Source organism: Bacillaceae bacterium S4-13-56 (genome assembly GCA_040191315.1).
Lineage (GTDB): Bacteria > Bacillota > Bacilli > Bacillales > JAWJLM01 > JAWJLM01.
The window spans coordinates 52541-71523 of the sequence record JAWJLM010000008.1 but is presented as its reverse complement, the minus strand read 5'-3'; the positions used below and the strand labels follow the sequence as shown (position 1 = coordinate 71523).

The 18983-nt window shown below is 36.1% G+C and carries 18 protein-coding genes; 15 read left to right on the top strand and 3 right to left on the bottom strand.

The window, feature by feature from the left end:
- Positions 1-23 precede the first annotated feature (23 nt).
- Complete coding sequence (locus tag RZN25_04180) at positions 24-554, top strand: hypothetical protein (protein ID MEQ6376019.1); 531 nt, start codon at positions 24-26, stop codon at positions 552-554.
- A 28-nt stretch (positions 555-582) separates the two neighbouring features.
- Here RZN25_04180 and RZN25_04175 read toward each other — a convergent pair whose 3' ends face one another.
- Positions 583-1116 (bottom strand): transcription repressor NadR, encoded by a 534-nt coding sequence (locus RZN25_04175; GenBank protein ID MEQ6376018.1) that lies wholly within the window; start codon positions 1114-1116, stop codon positions 583-585.
- Positions 1117-1136: 20 nt separating this feature from the next.
- Positions 1137-2267, bottom strand: a complete 1131-nt coding sequence (locus RZN25_04170; GenBank protein ID MEQ6376017.1) for an IscS subfamily cysteine desulfurase — start codon at positions 2265-2267, stop codon at positions 1137-1139.
- A gap of 97 nt (positions 2268-2364) precedes the next feature.
- Here RZN25_04170 and nadB point away from each other — a divergent pair, with 97 nt between their 5' ends.
- Genes nadB through nadA form a run of 3 tightly spaced genes read left to right on the top strand, consistent with a single transcriptional unit; the run spans position 2365 to position 5874 of the window.
- On the top strand, positions 2365-3966 hold the full coding sequence (gene nadB / locus RZN25_04165) for an L-aspartate oxidase (protein ID MEQ6376016.1): 1602 nt from the start codon (positions 2365-2367) through the stop codon (positions 3964-3966).
- Positions 3920-4753, top strand: a complete 834-nt coding sequence (gene nadC / locus RZN25_04160) for a carboxylating nicotinate-nucleotide diphosphorylase (GenBank protein MEQ6376015.1) — start codon at positions 3920-3922, stop codon at positions 4751-4753. The genes nadB and nadC overlap by 47 nt, the downstream gene beginning before the upstream one ends.
- Before the next feature lie 14 nt (positions 4754-4767).
- Positions 4768-5874, top strand: coding sequence for a quinolinate synthase NadA (gene nadA, locus RZN25_04155; GenBank protein MEQ6376014.1), 1107 nt, complete (start codon positions 4768-4770; stop codon positions 5872-5874).
- A gap of 434 nt (positions 5875-6308) precedes the next feature.
- Here nadA and ctaD read toward each other — a convergent pair whose 3' ends face one another.
- On the bottom strand, positions 6309-8192 hold the full coding sequence (ctaD, locus tag RZN25_04150) for a cytochrome c oxidase subunit I (GenBank protein MEQ6376013.1): 1884 nt from the start codon (positions 8190-8192) through the stop codon (positions 6309-6311).
- A 174-nt stretch (positions 8193-8366) separates the two neighbouring features.
- On the opposite strand from ctaD, the gene RZN25_04145 reads away from it, so the two are divergent.
- From RZN25_04145 to RZN25_04095, 11 genes are all read left to right on the top strand, one after another.
- Positions 8367-8642: a CGCGG family rSAM-modified RiPP protein gene (locus tag RZN25_04145; GenBank protein MEQ6376012.1), complete on the top strand. Its 276-nt coding sequence runs from the start codon at positions 8367-8369 to the stop codon at positions 8640-8642.
- Between the two features lie 64 nt (positions 8643-8706).
- Entirely contained in the window at positions 8707-8886 is a 180-nt protein-coding gene (locus tag RZN25_04140; protein ID MEQ6376011.1) for a YfhD family protein, read from the top strand.
- 90 nt (positions 8887-8976) lie between these two features.
- Positions 8977-9135, top strand: a complete 159-nt coding sequence (locus tag RZN25_04135) for a hypothetical protein (GenBank protein MEQ6376010.1) — start codon at positions 8977-8979, stop codon at positions 9133-9135.
- A gap of 156 nt (positions 9136-9291) precedes the next feature.
- Positions 9292-11028, top strand: coding sequence for a carbon starvation protein A (locus RZN25_04130; protein MEQ6376009.1), 1737 nt, complete (start codon positions 9292-9294; stop codon positions 11026-11028).
- Between the two features lie 315 nt (positions 11029-11343).
- On the top strand, positions 11344-11649 hold the full coding sequence (locus RZN25_04125; GenBank protein ID MEQ6376008.1) for a hypothetical protein: 306 nt from the start codon (positions 11344-11346) through the stop codon (positions 11647-11649).
- The gene (locus tag RZN25_04120; GenBank protein ID MEQ6376007.1) at positions 11646-11912 is read left to right on the top strand and encodes a cory-CC-star protein; all 267 of its coding nucleotides are present in this window, start codon (positions 11646-11648) and stop codon (positions 11910-11912) included. The genes RZN25_04125 and RZN25_04120 overlap by 4 nt, the downstream gene beginning before the upstream one ends.
- 9 nt (positions 11913-11921) lie before the next feature.
- Entirely contained in the window at positions 11922-12878 is a 957-nt protein-coding gene (locus RZN25_04115) for an ArsA family ATPase (protein MEQ6376006.1), read from the top strand.
- Positions 12875-13864 carry a zinc-binding dehydrogenase gene (locus RZN25_04110; protein MEQ6376005.1) on the top strand — a complete coding sequence of 330 codons (990 nt, stop codon included), beginning with the start codon at positions 12875-12877 and terminating at the stop codon, positions 13862-13864. The genes RZN25_04115 and RZN25_04110 overlap by 4 nt, the downstream gene beginning before the upstream one ends.
- A 100-nt stretch (positions 13865-13964) precedes the next feature.
- The gene (locus RZN25_04105) at positions 13965-14471 is read left to right on the top strand and encodes a ferritin (GenBank protein ID MEQ6376004.1); all 507 of its coding nucleotides are present in this window, start codon (positions 13965-13967) and stop codon (positions 14469-14471) included.
- A 162-nt stretch (positions 14472-14633) separates the two neighbouring features.
- Positions 14634-15791 (top strand): exonuclease SbcCD subunit D, encoded by a 1158-nt coding sequence (locus tag RZN25_04100; GenBank protein MEQ6376003.1) that lies wholly within the window; start codon positions 14634-14636, stop codon positions 15789-15791.
- Complete coding sequence (locus RZN25_04095) at positions 15788-18880, top strand: SMC family ATPase (protein ID MEQ6376002.1); 3093 nt, start codon at positions 15788-15790, stop codon at positions 18878-18880. Before RZN25_04100 ends, RZN25_04095 begins: the two co-directional genes overlap by 4 nt.
- Positions 18881-18983: the final 103 nt, after the last annotated feature.

Sequence of the window (18983 nt, the reverse complement as noted above, 5' to 3'; positions counted from 1 at the left end):
GGTTCTAGATTGGAGGAATTAATATGTTATTACCCGCTATTGATGCTGGTTTAATGGAAACACATTTATCTACCCATGAAGGAAAACTTTTTAAGCTTCACACTTTTTATCATCAGGCAAAAGATCCTCATTTAAAAGAATTGCTCCTACTGCAAATCAAGGTTATGAAGGTCCATGTTCCAGTAATGCTTAGCTTTTTTAATCCTCATTTAAATGAATGGATAGAGCTTCCTATGGTTGATGAATTATATCATGACCTCTTTAGCTTACCTCATTCTTCCGATGGAAATCACTCTGTGGATAAACCTATTGCTTTAGAAGCGAAATCAACAGCAACTGAAATGGCTCAAGAAAACTTTACTTCCGCGCTAATGATGAAAAATGAAAATGTGAAGCATGTTCATGTTCACATGGCTCTACAACAATATGAACTTCTAAAAAAGTTTGAAAAGTATTTAAAACATAAAGGATGGGCGGCTTGGCACCTAAACGCTTCAAAAAAAGGTCAGTTGGAAACCATCCAAAAATATCAGCACCTGTTACAGCAAGCATAGAAAATGAAAAGTGCCTCAAATTGGCACTTTATTTTTTCACTAAAAAATTGGCTTCCTCTAGTGCTTTTTCAACCTCATCAAGCAACTTATCACTAGTTGCAGAAACCGTATGCAAATGAGTTCCATCTGTTAATTCCAACAAATAGGACGCATTTGTTTGTTTCATCTTTTTTAGGAATTGTTGTACTTCTATACGATTAGAAACCATTACAGATGCTGTTAAGTCGCCATATATAGGGTGCTCAATTTTGACATCCTCTACGGTAACTCCATGATCAACCATTAAGTTTAATTCCGCCTCTGTTTGTTCTGGGGTGTGATAGCAAGCAATAATTCGTTTTGCTTTCTCTTCTTTCCCATTATTCAAATAAAGATATCCTTGACTAGTAGCTACAATGGAATGACTTTTTGCCTTTAAAAGGGAAACATCGTTCACAATCACCTGTCTACTAACATTCATTCTTCTAGCAAGTTCCCTACCGGTAATTGGTTCATAATTATTCTTTAGAATTTCTAAAAGTAAATTCCTTCTATTTTCCCCCAATATCTTTTGATCGTTCATTTAATAACTCTCCAATCTCTTTAGTAAGATGAGAAGATTGTATGCAAAGCGTGTGTTAATTCTAGGATATCATTTTTTGTTGTATATTTCCCAAAAGAAATACGCACAAACTGTTTTGCTCTTTCTGGTGAAACACCAGTTCCAATTATTGTGGAAGAGGGAGACTGTTTTCCAACCTGACAAGCACTTCCGGTTGATATGGCAAAGCCTAATCGATTAAGTTCTAGCATTAGCCATTGTCCCTCTAATCGATCAACCATTAATCCGATTATCGAAGGGATTTGTCTTCTGTTATCGGATTCAATAATAGAGTAGGGAATCATGAAAGATTCCAAGTTTTCTTTGAACAAGTTTCTCAATTCCTCATGACGAGCTTGTTGTTCTTGGATGATATTCATAGACTGACTAGCCGCAACTGTAAATCCAGCAATGGCTGGGAGGTTGACAGTTCCTGCTCGAAAGCCATTTTCATGTGTTGTTTGGGGAAGAAACGACCTCCATTCTAAGGATGGATTAACATATACGGCACCAATACCCTTTGGACCATATATTTTGTGACCTGAAATCGACAGACTTGATACATAAGGAATGATTTCTTTTACAGATATTTTCCCAAAAGATTGAACGCAATCCGTATGTAGTAATATCTTATATTTATTACATATATCCCCAATCTGTTCAATTGGTTGGATAGTTCCCACTTCACCGTTCGCATGTTGCACAATCGCAAGGATCGTGTCTTTTTGTATGGATTTAGAGAAATCATCGATATCTATTGTTCCATCTTTTTGGTAGGGAAGAAGAGTGATAGAATATCCTTCTTCTTCTAATTTTACTAAAAAATTTAAAATAGAGGAATGTTCTCCCATAGATGCGACAATATGTTTACCTTCTTTTAAGGGTGCACTTAATAAAGAATGGATCGCAAGAACATTACTTTCTGTACCTCCACTAGTAAAATATAGTGAAGTTTCGTTTATACCTATTAGGTTAGCCATTTCCTTACGACAAATTTCAAGAAATGCTTTTGCCTTTCCACCAATGTCATGAAGACTACTTGTGTTTCCATAATAGTTTTTTGCGGTTTTTATATAAGCCTCTAGAGCTTCCTCCACTATAGGACAAGTTGCAGCATAATCAAAATATTTCATTTTCTCCCAGCTTTCTTTTAAAAATAACTTGTCATAAGTTTAAATCTATGTAAATATAGGTGTCAAGACAGGTGTTAAGTTGTTGAGGAGGAGAAAGATGAAGGTAGACGTTTTGATTATTGGAAGTGGGATAGCTGCAATGCAGTTTTTAAAAAATCTTCGTAGTGATCTTCATGTGATGATTGTCACAAAGTCATCCCTTCAAACAAGCAACTCTTATTTAGCACAAGGAGGAATAGCAGCATCCATTGGCACTGAAGACAATCCCAATTTACATTTTAAAGATACCCTAGAAGCTGGTCGGCTCTATAATGATACATTAGCAGTTAGAAAATTGGTTGAAGAAGCACCTGACATTATCCAAGATTTAGTGAAAAACGGCTGTCAATTTGACTATAATGCTAAAGGTCAAATTAGTCTCGGAATGGAAGGTTCACACTCTAAACGAAGAATTGTTCATGGTGGAGGGGATCAAACAGGGAAAATAGTGATGAACCATTTATTTAACCAGAATTTAACCCATGTAGAGATAAAGGAACATTTTATGGTTTACGAATTAGCAGTAGATCACGAAAATAATCGTTGTATTGGCGCAAAAGCCAAAAATGAAAACGGTCAAATTTTAGAAGTTAGTGCAAATCATGTTGTACTTGCCACTGGCGGCTGTGGTGGAATTTACTCTTATTCTTCCAATGCACCTACTGTTTCTGGTGATGGAATAGCTTTGGCCTATCGAGCGGGAGCGCAAATTACTGATATGGAATTTATACAATTCCATCCAACTATGTTTTGTCTGGATGGTAGAGTCATAGGGTTAATCTCTGAGGCTGTCAGAGGAGAAGGTGCCATTCTCGTAACAGAAAATAAGGAGAGAATCATGGAAAAGGTTCATCCTTTGAAAGATCTTGCTCCAAGGCATGTTGTCTCTCAAACAATATTTGACCATTTAAAAAATGGGGATAAGGTTTATTTAGACATTACTGCTATTACTAAATTCTCTGATCGTTTTCCAACTATTGCAGAAATGTGCAAAGAAAATGGGATTGATTTAAAAAAGGGATTAATACCGGTTGTTCCTGGGAGTCACTTTTTGATGGGTGGTGTAAAAACAGACCTAATTGGAAAAACAAATATTGATGGATTGTATGCAATAGGGGAAGTTGCTTGTACGGGAGTTCACGGAGCAAATCGTTTAGCAAGTAACTCCTTGCTGGAAGGGTTGGCCTATGGGAAGCGTTTAGCAGAATGGATAAATATATCCAATGATAGTTATTCAAGTCCTGCTATGAATAGATTTCAAGACAGGGAACATAAAACAAGTTTTTCTTTTTCATTACCTGAGTCAACCGAAATTCAAAGAATGATGATGCAAAAAGTAGGGATTGTACGTTCCTGCGATGGTCTTATGGAACAAGAACAGTGGTTAAAAAAATGGAATATCGAACAGCTATGTTCTGCTAATCTTCAACCCCTTACTGTTAAGGAAACGACAAAGGTATTTATGCTAATTACTTCATGGTTAATCACCGATTCTTCTTTACAAAGAGAAGAAAGTCGTGGAGGACATTTTAGAAGTGATTTTCCATTTGAAAGGGAAGAATGGAGAACGCAGAAAATCATTCAACAAAGATACAGAGAAAAGGGGAAACAAGATGAACCATTTAAAGTTGCAGCAATTACTAGAGCAATTTTTTATTGAAGATATGGGAGATCAGGATGTGTCAAGTAATCTTTTATTCAATAATGGTCAACATGGAAAAGTGGTTTTTCTAGCTAAAGAACCGGGAGTTTTTTGTGGAAAAGATATAATAAAAACAGGCTTTCATCTAATGGATCCCAAAATAGAGGTAGAGGTGCGTATACAAGATGGAACCTCCGTTGAAAAAGGGATGGTTATAGCTGAAGCATTTGGAGAGGTTAAATATTTATTGTCGGCAGAACGTGTGATATTAAATCTTATCCAAAGAATGAGTGGGATTGCAACGAAAACGAAACAGGCTGTAGACCTTCTAAATAGCAATCATACGAGAATTTGTGATACTAGAAAAACAACACCCGGACTTAGAATGCTAGAGAAATATGCCGTTCGTTGTGGCGGAGGATTTAACCACCGTTTGGGGCTTTATGATGCAATCATGCTTAAGGATAATCACATTTCTTTTGCAGGCTCAATCACAAACGCGCTCAAAACCGCTCGCTCTCAAGTGGGTCATATGGTAAAAATCGAAGTGGAGACTGAAACAGAAGAGCAGGTTCGGGAAGCTGTAGAAGCAAATGTTGATGTCATCATGTTTGATAATCGTACACCAGACGAAATTAAAAAATTTATAAAATTAGTTCCATCCCATATAGTGACTGAGGCATCTGGAGGTATTACATTAGAAACTCTCGGAGATTACTCTATGACTGGTGTTGATTATATTTCATTAGGCTTTTTAACACATTCAGTAAAAGCTTTAGATATTAGTGTGAAGGTATTTTTTTAAAAGGGGGATGGACCGTGAATTTTTTTGATACTTTAGAGAAGAAGACAAATATTTTGCCGAAAAAGTATCGTCAAATGACAGTTGAACAATTAGAAGACCGCATGCGAGAGATCAAAAGGGAGATGGGTTCAAAGCTTTTCATACCTGGTCATCACTATCAAAAAGACGAAGTGATTCAATTTGCTGATGCAAGAGGTGATTCCTTAAAATTGGCTCAGTGGTCAGCGGAAAATGAAGAAGCTGAACATATTGTGTTTTGTGGAGTTCACTTTATGGCGGAAACAGCTGATATTGTCACAAAAGAAAATCAAAAAGTTTATCTGCCAGATATGCGTGCGGGATGTTCAATGGCTGATATGGCAGATATAAAGCAAACCGAAAGATGTTGGAGGGAGCTAGGTGAATTGTTTGGAGAAACTATTCTACCATTAACCTATGTAAACTCCACAGCCGCTATAAAAGCGTTTGTTGGAAAAAACAAAGGAGCGACAGTTACCTCTTCAAACGCAGAGAAAATGGTCAGTTGGGCTTTTACACAAAAAGAACGGATATTGTTTTTACCAGATCAACATCTTGGAAGAAATACTGCGTATAATTTGGGTATACCATTGGAACAAATGGCAGTTTGGGATCCACATGTAAATCAACTACTTTTTGAAGGCGAATTAGAGGATGTTAAGGTGATTTTATGGAAAGGTCATTGTTCTGTACATGAAAATTTCACGGTGGAAAATGTTGCACAAGTACGCGAACAGTATCCTGAAATGAAAATAATTGTTCATCCAGAGTGCCGTCGGGAAGTAGTCGCTTTATCCGACTTTTCCGGGTCAACGAATTATATTATAGATCAAATTGAAAAGTCTGAAGAAGGTACTTCCTGGGCGATTGGGACAGAAATGAACTTAGTGAAACGGATTATTAAGGAACATCCAGATCGTCATATTATCTCTTTAAATCAAGATATGTGTCCTTGTTTGACTATGAATCGTATTGATCTACCACATCTCGTTTGGTGTTTAGATTCAGTTGTTGATGGTAACCCTCACAATGTGATAAAAGTAGACGAGGAAATTGCAATGTATGCTAGAGAAGCATTAAATCAAATGCTTGAACGGGCTTAAGGATAAGAACCCATAGCAGGCTAGCTCTTTTTTATTTAGAGTTAGCTTTTTTTAAAAGATGAGAAAACATAAAGTGAAATTTCAATCAGTGGCCGCCATTCACCGATTGTTAGTACCCAAGTGCATGACCTAAAGGCCCTTATTAACGGGAAGCAATAACCCACCTACTCTTTTCATTTTACTTAAAACTGGAGGCGTGGAGTATTACTTCCCGTTCATGCGGGATAAAATATGTTTGGCTTCAGTTATGAATTTCACTAAAGTCTACCCCGGTTTTTGCTTCGAGTAATCGCAGTAAGGAAAGCAACGTAGAGAATCTTCGCAAAAACATTTGATTTTCTTGTTTTGAGATCAGCCTATCACTAGAGTCGGTTCCCTTATCTGCTTACGTCGATGGTCAAGGACGGCTTGAACTTTTCTAAACAAAAACGATCTTACCCCTGTTCCTCTTTAGTCTCTAACTCACTTTTTGGTAGAACATACCCATGATCATCCATAATTGAACGTAAGAGCATGGAAATCAAAATGATGGCGCCACCTAATATAGCAATAAAAATTCCCTGATCTATATAAATAATTCCTATGCTAAGAATTCCTATACCCAAAGCCATAATGAAAGGTAAAATGCTTCTGTTAGGCATGTGTATATCTGATAATGGCTCGCTTGGGGATAAACATTGCTTCCCATTCATTTTTTCGATCCATAAAGGATCCAACCCCCTCACCAATGGGAGTTGATTAAAATTGTAAAAAGGTGGGGGCGAAGGAATGGACCATTCGAGTGTTCTACCATTCCATGGATCATTTCCTGCACTCACTTTATGTCTATTCGAATAGAAAAAATTACTTAAATAAAATAGGGCTCCTACACTCATGACGATAACCCCAACAAAGCTAATCTGATGGTATATATCAAATCCTTGATCCGCACCATATGTCCAGTACCTGCGTGGCATTCCAATTAATCCAAGAATATGGTGAACGAAAAAGGTTAAATGAAACCCAACAAAAAACAACCAAAATGAAGTTTTTCCTACCTTCTCATTTAGCATATATCCAAACATTTTTGGCCACCAATAATGAATTCCTCCAAGGATTCCAAAAACAACCCCACTAATAATGACATAATGGAAATGTCCTACAACAAAATACGTATCATGATAGAGATAATCGGCTGGGGCCATTGCCAGCATCACGCCTGTCATTCCACCAAAAGTAAACGTAGGAATAAATCCAAGGGACCAGAGCATTGGTGTGGTGACTGTAATCGATCCCTTCCACATAGTGAATAACCAATTAAAAATTTTGATACCCGTAGGAACAGCAATCAACATTGTAGAAATCGAAAAAATCGCATTAGCAATTGGGCCCAATCCAACAGTAAACATATGATGGGCCCAAACCATAAATCCTAAAAATCCAATTAATACAGTGGCAAATACCATAGAGGTATATCCAAACAATCTCTTTTTTGAAAATGTACTTATGATCTCTGAAAAAATACCAAAGGCAGGAAGAACTAAGATATAGACTTCGGGATGACCAAAAATCCAAAATAGATGCTCCCAAATCACTTCATTTCCCCCCATGCCAACACTAAAGAAGTGAGACCCAAAGAGTCTGTCAAACATTAATAAGAAAAGACCAACCGTTAAAGCGGGGAAGGCAAGTAATATGAGGCCAGATGCTACAAAACTTGTCCAAGTAAATAAGGGAAGACGTAAATAAGTCATTCCTGGTGCTCTCATATTTATAATGGTTACCAAAAAGTTAATAGCACCCATGATGGATCCTGCACCTGAAACCTGTAGTCCAAGCGCATAAAAATCTACACCATGTCCTTCAGACATCGTTGATAGGGGAGCATAAGCGGTCCATCCCGCATCTGGAACTTCTCCAACAAGCCAACTTACGTTTAAAATAATACCACCCATTAAAAATAACCAAAATCCAAGAGCATTTAAAAAAGGAAAAGCTACATCTCTTGCCCCTATTTGTAACGGAATAATAAAGTTCATTAGCCCAAAAAGAAGGGGCATTGCCGCAAAGAAAATCATTGTTGTTCCATGCATGGTAAGCAATTCATTGTATGTACTCGCCGAAATAAATCCATTCATGGGAATAAGCAATTGAATCTTAGTTATAAATATTTCTAAACCAGCTAATACAAAGAAAAACCCCCCACCTATCAAATAAAGGATTCCAATTTTTTTATGATCTACAGTTGTTAAATGGTCCCAAAATATTCCTTTTTTTTGCACCAAAAAACTCCTCCTTATGTCAAACTTATTCTTTAGTAGGATAAGCAAGATACCCATAAAAAAATGGGAGTTGGGTATCTTATTATGACGATTTTGTTAATAATTATAGTGATTAGAACTTAATGAGTATTTTTATATAAGAATCTTTATAAAAACAAAAAAGTGATTTACACCACTTCATCATTCTATCTATAGGTCTAAAATGAAGAAAAACGTAGGGAGAGAGGTAAAATGAAAGAAATAAATTGGTCCGTACCATTAGAAAGTGAAGAGTATAAAGAAGATATAGAATTAATGGTAAAAGCTGCTATGGCAGCAATTGAGGAAACTGCACCTGGATATTACGTCAATTTAGTTACACCAGGATGTCATGGTCACCCTGATGAATACTTACTTCCTCGATTGAAGAATTTGTTTGGAACAGTTATATCTTCAAAATTCATTAACCAATGTGGTTGTGGTGGATTTGTTTATCGAGTATGGAAGAATAGCGTTGAAAATAATTGAATAATATAGCCTTTCTAAGAAAAAATAAAATTGTGTTCAAAAGTTTGGAAAGGTGGTTTTAAGCATGACTAGAGGACAAAGTCAAAATGGTAACAAAGACAAAACAAATTTACCTCAGACACCAAAGACTCAAAAATCAGACGGGAGAGATATTGAATTTTCACAAGAATTAGCAGATGTAGAGGATTTAGAAGCACAAGAAAGATCTAAGGCTGCTGATGCAAGAACACATAATAAAGAGTAGACTTAGTTAAGAGCTGATCTAATTTCAGCTCTTTTTTGTTCTTAGACATGCAGTTAATTAAATAAAATAAGGACAGAGGGAGGAGATTTCATGAAGGATATTGATTGGCATATGTTTCTGTTTGTTGGGGTTTCAATCATTCATGAGTATTGGATATTAAACGGATTACCACAAATTTATTATTGGGAAGTAAAAAAAGAGATGAAGTCTCTTTTAGATGAGGATTCAAACAATAGAAAGATTGCGTGAAACAAAAATCCCTTCATTTTTAGCGGTACCTCTGCATACCCATGTAGTAATACGCAAAATATTTAGATTAGTCAGCTTTTTTCTTGATTTTTTCTAGTAATCTAGTATACTCAATTTGTAAGCGATTACACTTCACTATGGTAAAGGAGGAAAATTATGAGTGGAATTTGGCTCGCGGTAGTCGGTATGATTGTTTTCTTTTTAGGATATCGGTATTATTCCAAATTTATTGCAGAGAAAATTTATCGACTTGACCCAAATTATGTAACGCCTGCCCACCAATTTAAGGATGGGGTAGACTATGTGCCTACCAATAAATTTGTGTTGTGGGGGCACCATTTCACTTCCGTTGCTGGTGCAGCACCTATCGTAGGACCAGCTATTGCGGTCTATTGGGGATGGTTACCTGCATTATTATGGGTAACGTTAGGAACCGTTTTTGCTGCTGGAGTCCATGATTTTGGAGCTCTAGTATTATCAGCAAGAAACAAAGGACAATCGGTAGGAACGATTGCCAACAAATTAATTGGCCAGAGAGCAAAGATCTTATTCTTGTTCATCATTTTGTTACTTGTATTAATGGTTAACGCAGTATTTGCTTGGGTAATTGCAAATTTATTTATTTCGTTCCCGGCAAGTGTACTTTCAGTCTTCATCCAAATCCCATTAGCCGTTTGGATTGGATACCACGTTTATAAGAGAAATGGGAATATGCTTATTCCATCTTTGATTGCATTAGCAGTCATGTATTTAACCGCAATTTTAGCTAGTAATGTTGAATTTTTACAAATTGATTTAGTTAGATACTTCGGTGGAGAAGGATCAACAGTCCTGGGTATGACTGCTACCTCAATGGCGTTTTTCGTATGGATAATCATCCTTATGGTTTATGTTTATATCGCGTCTACCCTACCTGTATGGAAGCTATTACAACCGAGAGATTTTATTAACTCACATCAATTAATAGTTGGTCTTGCTATTCTTTACTTAGGATTATTATTCTCAAATCCTGAAGTAACCGCGCCAACTATGAATACTGACGCGACTACTTCTTGGTTCCCGTTATTATTTATAACAATTGCCTGCGGTGCCATTTCAGGATTTCACGGACTCGTTTCATCTGGAACTTCATCGAAACAATTAGATAAAGAAACAGATGCTAGGTTTGTTGGTTACTTCGGAGCGGTAGGAGAAGGTATATTGGCTCTTATTGCCATTATTGCTGTTGTGACATTCTTCCCAACTACTGCTGACTTCACAGCAACATATAGTGGTTTTTCAGAAGCCACTGCAGCAGGATTAGGTGTATTTATTCAAGGTGCAGGTGTTTTAGCACAAGGTATTGGGATTCCTACAACCGTTGCTACAACAATCGTTTCTATTATTGTTGTAAGTTTTGCTGCAACAACTCTAGATTCATCCGTTCGTTTAATGCGTTATATTATTTCTGAATTAGGCCAAGAATATAACTTCCAACCTATTACTAAAACACATGTAGCCACAACTGTAGCTGTTGTATCAAGTGCAGCTTTAACTCTATTACCTCAAGGACCTAATGGTTTTGGCTCAGGAGGATATCTCTTATGGCCGCTTTTCGGTACTTCTAACCAGTTATTAGCTGGTATTACATTATTGCTAATTACTATATGGCTAAAACGTCAGGGTAGAAATTACTTGCCTACTCTGATCCCAATGGTCTTCCTGATGTTTATGACCCTATGGGCTATGGTACAACAAGTATTCACAGAGTGGTCACCTTGGAATCCTGACACTTCTAACTGGTTATTGTTTATCCTTGGTTCGATTGTAATGGTATTTGCCCTGTGGATTACACTTACAGCTATATCTGAAATCTTTAAAAAAGACAAAAATGATCTAAACATAAGTGCATAAGAAATGGCCGTGCCATGTGGCACGGCTTTTCCCTATCAACAGAAATTATAATTTTAGTCGATTGAAGGTACATGAAAAATTAGGTTTCCTTCATTAGAACTTGCACTCCAGAGTATAAGGGCTTCTAAGAAAGCAAAATACGTTTTCAAGAATCCGTTTAATGATAAGCCGATTTTTTCTTACGATTTTTCCTGTTTGACTTATTCCATTTCGAAAGTGAGGAATCCCAGTATGGTTGAGGTGATGATTATTCGTCAAGAAAAAATGATTGGGGTTGGATGATGTGGGGGGATTAGTGATGACGGGTTCATCACAATGAAAGATGAGTTTGCATATATGGAAAAAGATAGGGCTAATCTAGGTGAATTATATTTACAAACAAATTCTCAATTTGGAGATGAAGTAGGAATTACATTTTTAGATCAAAGGAATATTTTATCCATCCTATTTTACTTCTTTCATCAAGTGAAAAAAAAGAAAATCGGACTTATTAGTGCTCTAAAAAATATTTTTTTTCATCTCAAGCTTAATGCTGTTTTTATTAATGGTAAATATCTCAAAAATTTAGAAAACTATGATACACTAATTCTAGAAGAAATAAAGCAAGGGGAGATGTCATGAAAAACGTTGGATCTTCACTTAAGAGGATTTTTGAAATGTATGAAGAAGTACTAAGCTTACCCCATAAAATGGAAATAGCAAGAGAGTTAAGAGATGAGGATGATTTATTCTTATTACTTCTTTATTCAGATATGCTTGGGATTCCTAACCCAGCTTTTTACTATACGCTTGAGCTCTATCCATATATTATAGAAAAATTCCATGACTGGCACTTACGTATGGGCATGGAACATTCTCCCCTTGATGGAATTCGTTGTTGTTGAGGTGATCAAATGGAAGAAATTAAATCGAAAAAAATACTTTTTATCGGTGGAAAGGGTGGGGTTGGTAAGTCTACTTCTTCGTCTGCCTTAGCACTTGCATTTTCAAAAGAAGGAGAAAGGACATTGCTCATTTCTACAGATCCCGCTCATAATCTAGGAGATATCTTTCATAAAAAAGTCGGGTCCAGAAAAACCCCTTTAGAAACTAACCTATGGGGAATTGAAATTGATCCGAACGAAGAATCAAAACGTTATATCCAAGGGGTAAAACAAAACCTAAAGGGACTTGTTAAGTCAAGTATGGTTGAAGAGGTTCATAGACAAATTGATATGGCTAGTGCGTCACCGGGCGCTGATGAGGCTGCCCTATTTGATCGAATGGTTTCTATTATTTTAGAGGAAAGTGAAGACTTCGATAAAATCGTGTTTGATACCGCACCTACTGGTCACACTATTCGATTACTCACCTTACCAGAATTAATGGGTGTCTGGATTGATGGAATGATTGAACGGAGAAAAAAGATCAACAAAAACTACTCCCAATTATTAAATGATGGAGAACCAGTGGAGGATCCTGTTTATGAGGTTCTGCAAAAAAGAAAAGAAAAGTTTTCTAAAGTAAGAGAAGTCATAATGGATGGAAAGAAAACAGGTTTTATTTTTGTTTTAAATCCAGAACGTCTGCCTATTCTTGAGACCGAGGCAGCTATTAAACAATTAGATAAATATCATCTTCACGTAAAAACTCTTATTGTAAATAAAGTCCTTCCTAAAGAAGCAGATGGAGTCTTTCTTGAAAAAAGGAGACAAACAGAATCTGCCTATTTAGAAGAAATGAGAAGAGTATTTAAGAAACAAGCTATGATTAAAATCCCTTTATTTGAAGAAGATGTATCAGATATGCAAAAATTAGGTGTCTTTGCAAAACACATTCAAAAATCATTACGGGAGGAGAATCAGTCTTGAAAGCTATTTTACATAGTGGGAAAGAAGGGATGGAGGGACTTTCCTTTGGAGAAGCAGAGGAACCAATAGTTGAAAAAAACCAAGTGAAAATTAAATTATTTTCATCTGGAATGAACCGTCGTGATTTAATAGTAACCACTCGCCATAAAGCAGATCAGCCACCGTTAATTCCAGGTTCTGATGGAGCAGGTATCATAGTTGAATTAGGAGGAGGTGTAACTAACTTTCAAGTAGGAGATGAAGTCATAATAAATCCTGGTCTTGGTTGGTTTGAAAAAAGTGATGCTCCTCCTAAAGGCTTTGAAATCTTAGGCTTACCAGACAACGGAACATTTGCTGAATACATTGTACTTCCTATCGAAAATGTGGTAAAAAAACCATCGCATTTAAGCTTTGAAGAAGCAGGAGTAATTGGCTTAGCCGGCCTCACTGGTTATCGTTCTCTTTTTACGAGAGGGCAAGTAAAAAAAGGTGATACAGTCTTGCTTCCTGGGATTGGGAGTGGTGTCTTAACTTTCATTCTGAAATACGCTAAAGCTATAGGGGCAAGAGTTATTGTTACTTCTAGAAGTGAAGATAAGTTGGCAGCAGCTGAAAAGCTTGGGGCTGACAAGGGAATTTTGACCCAATCGGATTGGAATAAGGAACTAGCAGATGAAAAAATCGATCTTGTTATAGAGTCTATTGGCCGTGCTACCTTTAATAAATCCTTAAGTGTACTTAGAAAGGGTGGAACCTTAGTAACCTTCGGTGCAACAACGGAGGATGAGATAGACATCAACATACGCACTTTTTTCTATGCGCAACAAAATATTTTGGGTAGCACAATGGGTAGTGGAGAAGAATTTAATGAAATGCTTCACTTTATAGAGAAGCATCAGATCAAACCAGAAGTTGATCGAGTCTTCCATTTGTCTGAATATAAAACAGCATTTGAGTATTTGAGCGACTCCAAAAACTTTGGGAAAATTGGATTTAAAATTTAATTTTTAAAGTGCAGTTTAATTCTAACTGATTTCACATGCAAAATAAGAAGTTGAATTAGTGAAACTATTCAAAGATGTGTATTTAGAAAGGATGTTAGCAATGATTAGTGAAAAATTACTTACAGAATTGAATGAGCAAATGAATTTTGAGTTCGAATCTGCCCACACCTATATGGCGATGGCTGCGTGGTGTTCAGCAGAAAGCTTAGATGGATTTGCAAACTTTTTCTTAGTTCAAGCCGAGGAAGAGAGATTTCATGGAATGAAGTTGTATCAATACATTAATGACCGTAGAGAGAAAGCTTATTTTACTGGATACGACACCCCTTTAAACGAATTTGATTCCATGCTAGATGTTTTTCAACATGCCTTTGAACAAGAGAAAAAAGTAACAAGCAAAATTTATGAACTTTCTGACATTGCATTAGATGAACGTGAACATGCAACCATTCAGTTTTTAAAGTTCTTTTTAGATGAGCAAGTTGAAGAAGAAGCATTGTTTGACTCCATTATTGAAAAACTAAAAAGAATTCAGGGTGACAACACCGCACTTTATTTGTTGGATGAAGAATTCGCCAATAGAACTTTTTCTCCAGAAAGAGAATAATTCATTAAGCTTCCCACAAATGGGGAGCTTTTTTTACGAAGGATTTTACATATTTTAGTCGAATTATAAGGTTAGAAAAACTTGCTAATAACTGCTTTACGACATAGACTGGTTGTTTTTGATAAAATGATACATACGATACACACGAGGGGGAAAAGGGCAATGAAGTTTTTTCACACAGCAGATTGGCATTTAGGAAAACTGGTGCAAGGAGTTTATATGACAGAGGAACAAGCGTTTATTCTTCAACAATTTTTAAAAGAAATAGAAAATGAGAAACCAGATTGCGTTGTCATTGCAGGTGACTTATATGATCGAGCTGTCCCGCCTACAGAAGCTATTAATCTTCTAAATGAAATTTTGGAAAAAATAGTGTTAGATCTAAAAACTCCTGTGATTGCAATTGCAGGAAATCATGATAGTCCGGGAAGATTACACTTTGGTAGCAAAATTATGAAAACATCAGGATTTCACATCATAGGAGAACTGTCATTGCCAATAGAACCAGTTGTTTTAGAGGATAACCATGGAGAAGTCCATTTTCATTTAGTTCCTTATACGGAGCCTAGTATTATTCGTAAACTATTAAACAATGAAGAAATCAAAACTCATAATGATGCTCTAGAAGCACTGGTTGTTCATATCGAGGAGAAAAAGGTTCAAAGTGCTAGGCACGTCTTTGTTGGTCATTTATTTGCAACACCTAATGGAGAAGCAAAGGAAAATACAAGTACATCTGAACGCCCATTATCGATTGGTGGAGCTGAGTATGTTAGCCATCATCATTTTAAGGGATTCCACTATACAGCCTTAGGGCATCTCCATCAAGCTCATTACGTTGGAGACGAAAGAGTTAGATATGCGGGGTCTCTGCTTAAATATTCTGTGTCAGAGGAAAAACATAAGAAAGGCTATTATGCAGTTGAAATAGATGAGTCGGGAAATACAACTGTTGAAAAGAGACTGTTGACCGCTAATCGGGACCTTTATACTGTCGAAGGGTTTATCGAGGATATAGAAAAACATGCTCGTTGTGAAGACTTTGTGTTTGTGAGATTGCTTAACGATACACCAGTATTATCAGCTATGGAAAGAGTACGATCTGTGTATCCGAACGCTATGCATATAGAGAGATCTCTCAGAACGTCTACATCAAATATGGATTTTCAACAAACTATGGACCGAACAAAATTAGATGATTTATCCCTCTTTAAAGCATTTTATAAAGAGATAAAGGGAACTGAGGTAAGTAAGGAAGTTGAAGGATTATTTAAAGAGACCATTCAAGAATTATTACAGGCAGAAGGTGAAAGACGATGAAACCGATAAAATTAACAATGACTGCGTTTGGCCCCTATCGAGAAACAGAAATCATAGATTTCAAGGATCTGCAGGGTCAACAGCTATTTGTTGTGTCAGGAAAAACGGGTGCAGGGAAAACGACCATTTTTGATGCGATCTGTTTTGCATTATACGGGAATGCAAGTGGTGAGGACCGCAATGATGTTCGTATGCTTCGAAGTGACTTTGCTAAGGATGATGTACATACATCGGTAGATTTTCTTTTTAGTCTAAAAGGAAAGGTATATCGAGTTTTTCGCCAAATTGCTCATATCAAAGAAGGAAACAAAAGTGCAACAGGTGACAAATATGAACTTTATGAGTGCAAGGGCGAAGAAGAGATTCCTTTGACGGATCGGTTCATTGTAAGTCAAATTGATGGAAAAATAATGGAAATCATTGGATTAACGAAAGATCAGTTTAGTCAAATTATCATGCTCCCACAAGGCGAGTTTCGGAAATTGCTTACCTCTGAAACCGAGAATAAAGAGGAAGTTCTTCGTAAAATTTTTAAAACTACGTATTATCGAAACATTGCTGATCGCCTAAATCAAAAAAGGAAAGAGAACCAGCAGTTATTTGATTCTCAAGTGAAAGAAAGAGATTTTTACGAACATAATATCCTATCTTCTTTGCCTCCCCGAGAAAATACCGAATGGGCTGATCTACTAGAACAAGAATATAAAAACACATACCAAGTGATTCAGGCACTGGATAAAGAAATTGATTTTTATAAAAAAGAAACTGAAAGACAGGAAGTAAGCTTTGAAGAAAAAGAAAAGGGAGTAAAAAAGAAAACAGAGCAGTTTCACAAGGCACAATCCATTAACCAAAGGTTTCAATTACTGGAACAAAAGAAACACTTACACAATGAACTCATTTCTGATAAAGAAAAGATGATAGAGAGTGAGAATAAGATAAAACTTTCTGAAAGTGCCAAACAGTTATTACCTTATGAAAAACAAAATGAGGAATTAAAAAAAGAAGTCCATACAAAGCGCTTAGACCTTGAACAAATAACCACTCAATTAAAAGAGTCTAAAACTAATCTTACAAATGCACAAAAACTTTATGATGAAGAAATAGATCGAAAACCAGAGAGAGAAAAAGTTACGAAAGAATTAGATCGAATCGAGGAATACTTACCTACTGTACGTGAGATTGACATTAAGAAAAAAGAGATCATAACCCTTAATCTTACGGTTGAAAAGGATGAAGAAAATAAGAATAAATTAGAAACATTATATAAAGAGCAGAAGGCCAAGAAAGATGAGTTATCAGAGAAAAGGAAGGAATTAGATGAAGAGGTTTATACATTAACTGAAAAAATGGATGAGATTAATGACTTAGGAGAAAAGTCTAAGAAGACCCAGGAATACCTAGATTGGAAAAGTAAAAAAGAAAAGCTGTCTCAACAACTTAAGATAGAAAAAGAGAAGGTTACAAAAATAGAGAATCAACTTAGGGACTTAGAAAAACTTTGGATGGAAGGACAAGCTAGTATTCTTGCTGGACATTTACACGACGGACAACCGTGCCCCGTTTGTGGAAGTGTTGACCATCCTAATAAGGCTATAAAAACTGTAGATACACCTACCAAAGAAGAAATTGATAAACTTCGTTTAGAAAAAGATGAGATGGAAAAGCATTACAATCAGGTACTTGCTGAATTCAACTTAGCTGAAAAATCCATACACGATAGAGAAAAAGAGCTCATTCAACTAGGGTTTCATGTGATTCAAATACAGAAAGAACACGAACATATCCAATTAAAAGGATCAAAATTAAAGAGAGAAATTATGGATTTGAGGGAGAAGCAGAAGATCCTTACACAAGTAAGGAAACAGCTTCAAGATATAGAAAGTGATTTAGAAATTAAATTTCGTGATATTGAAAAGTTAACTAGCAAACTTCATGAAAATAAAACTTCCTACGAAACAAAAAAATCAGTGTATGAAGAAAGCCTTAAAAAAATTCCAAATGAGCTTAGGGACTTAAAAACATTAACGAATCATCAAACAGTCTTACAGAAACAAAAAGAAAAAATGGAAAATGATTGGGAGAGAGTTCAAACCAATTTACAAAAATCAAAAGAGCATTTAGCAATTGTCCGTACAAAGCAGGAAAATTCTTTATTGAATGTAAAGGACTTAGAACAGAAGAGCCAAATGGCTGAAAAAGAATTTCTTGAGGCTGTTCATTCTTCCGGTTTTACAAGCTTATTAGATTACCAAAATGCAAAAATGAGTGACCATGAGCGACAAGAATTAAAACAAAAGATTGAAGACTACTACACTAACCTAAAAACAGTACTTCAACAGATTAAAGAACTTGAGGAAGAGTTAAAGGATGATAGCAAGTCTGATCTTTCTATATTAGAGCAAGAATTACAAGTAGTTTCCAAAGAATTAGAGGAAAATAGGAAGATTCTTTCGCAGCTTAAATCCTATTTGGATAAGGCGATTGAAGGAAGAAAATTAATCCTTGAAGCTAATGAAAAAGTGAAAGACATAGAAAAGCATTTAGAAAATGTCAAAGATTTATATGATGTCATTCGAGGAGAAAATTCAAGAAAAATTAGCTTTGAACGCTATTTACAAATTGAATTTTTGGAACAAATTATTCAGTCAGCTAACGAAAGACTTGCTCAGTTATCCAATGGTCAATACTATTTGGTCCGTAGTGATCGATTAGAAAAGCGTGGTCGACAAAGTGGTTTGGGATTAGATGTTTATGATAACTATACTGGACAAGTTCGGGATGTCAAAACTTTGTCTGGAGGCGAGAAATTTAATGCATCTTTATGCTTAGCTCTTGGTATGGCCGATGTAATTCAGTCGTATGAAGGAGGAATCTCCATTGAAACAATGTTTATTGATGAGGGGTTTGGATCCCTTGATGAAGAATCATTGAACAAAGCTATTGAGACATTAATTTCGCTTCAAAAAACAGGAAGAATGATAGGTATTATCTCTCACGTCCAGGAATTGAAGCAAGCCATTCCTGCTATTCTAGAAGTAGAGAAGATGAAAGAAGGATATAGCCGCACAAAGTTTATAATCAAATAATGTAAAAGACCAAATCGACACGGTTTGGTCTTTTACATGTTTAAACTAAAATAAGCCAAGCCATCTTATCATATATATGATAAGTAGGTGATAACCTTCTTTA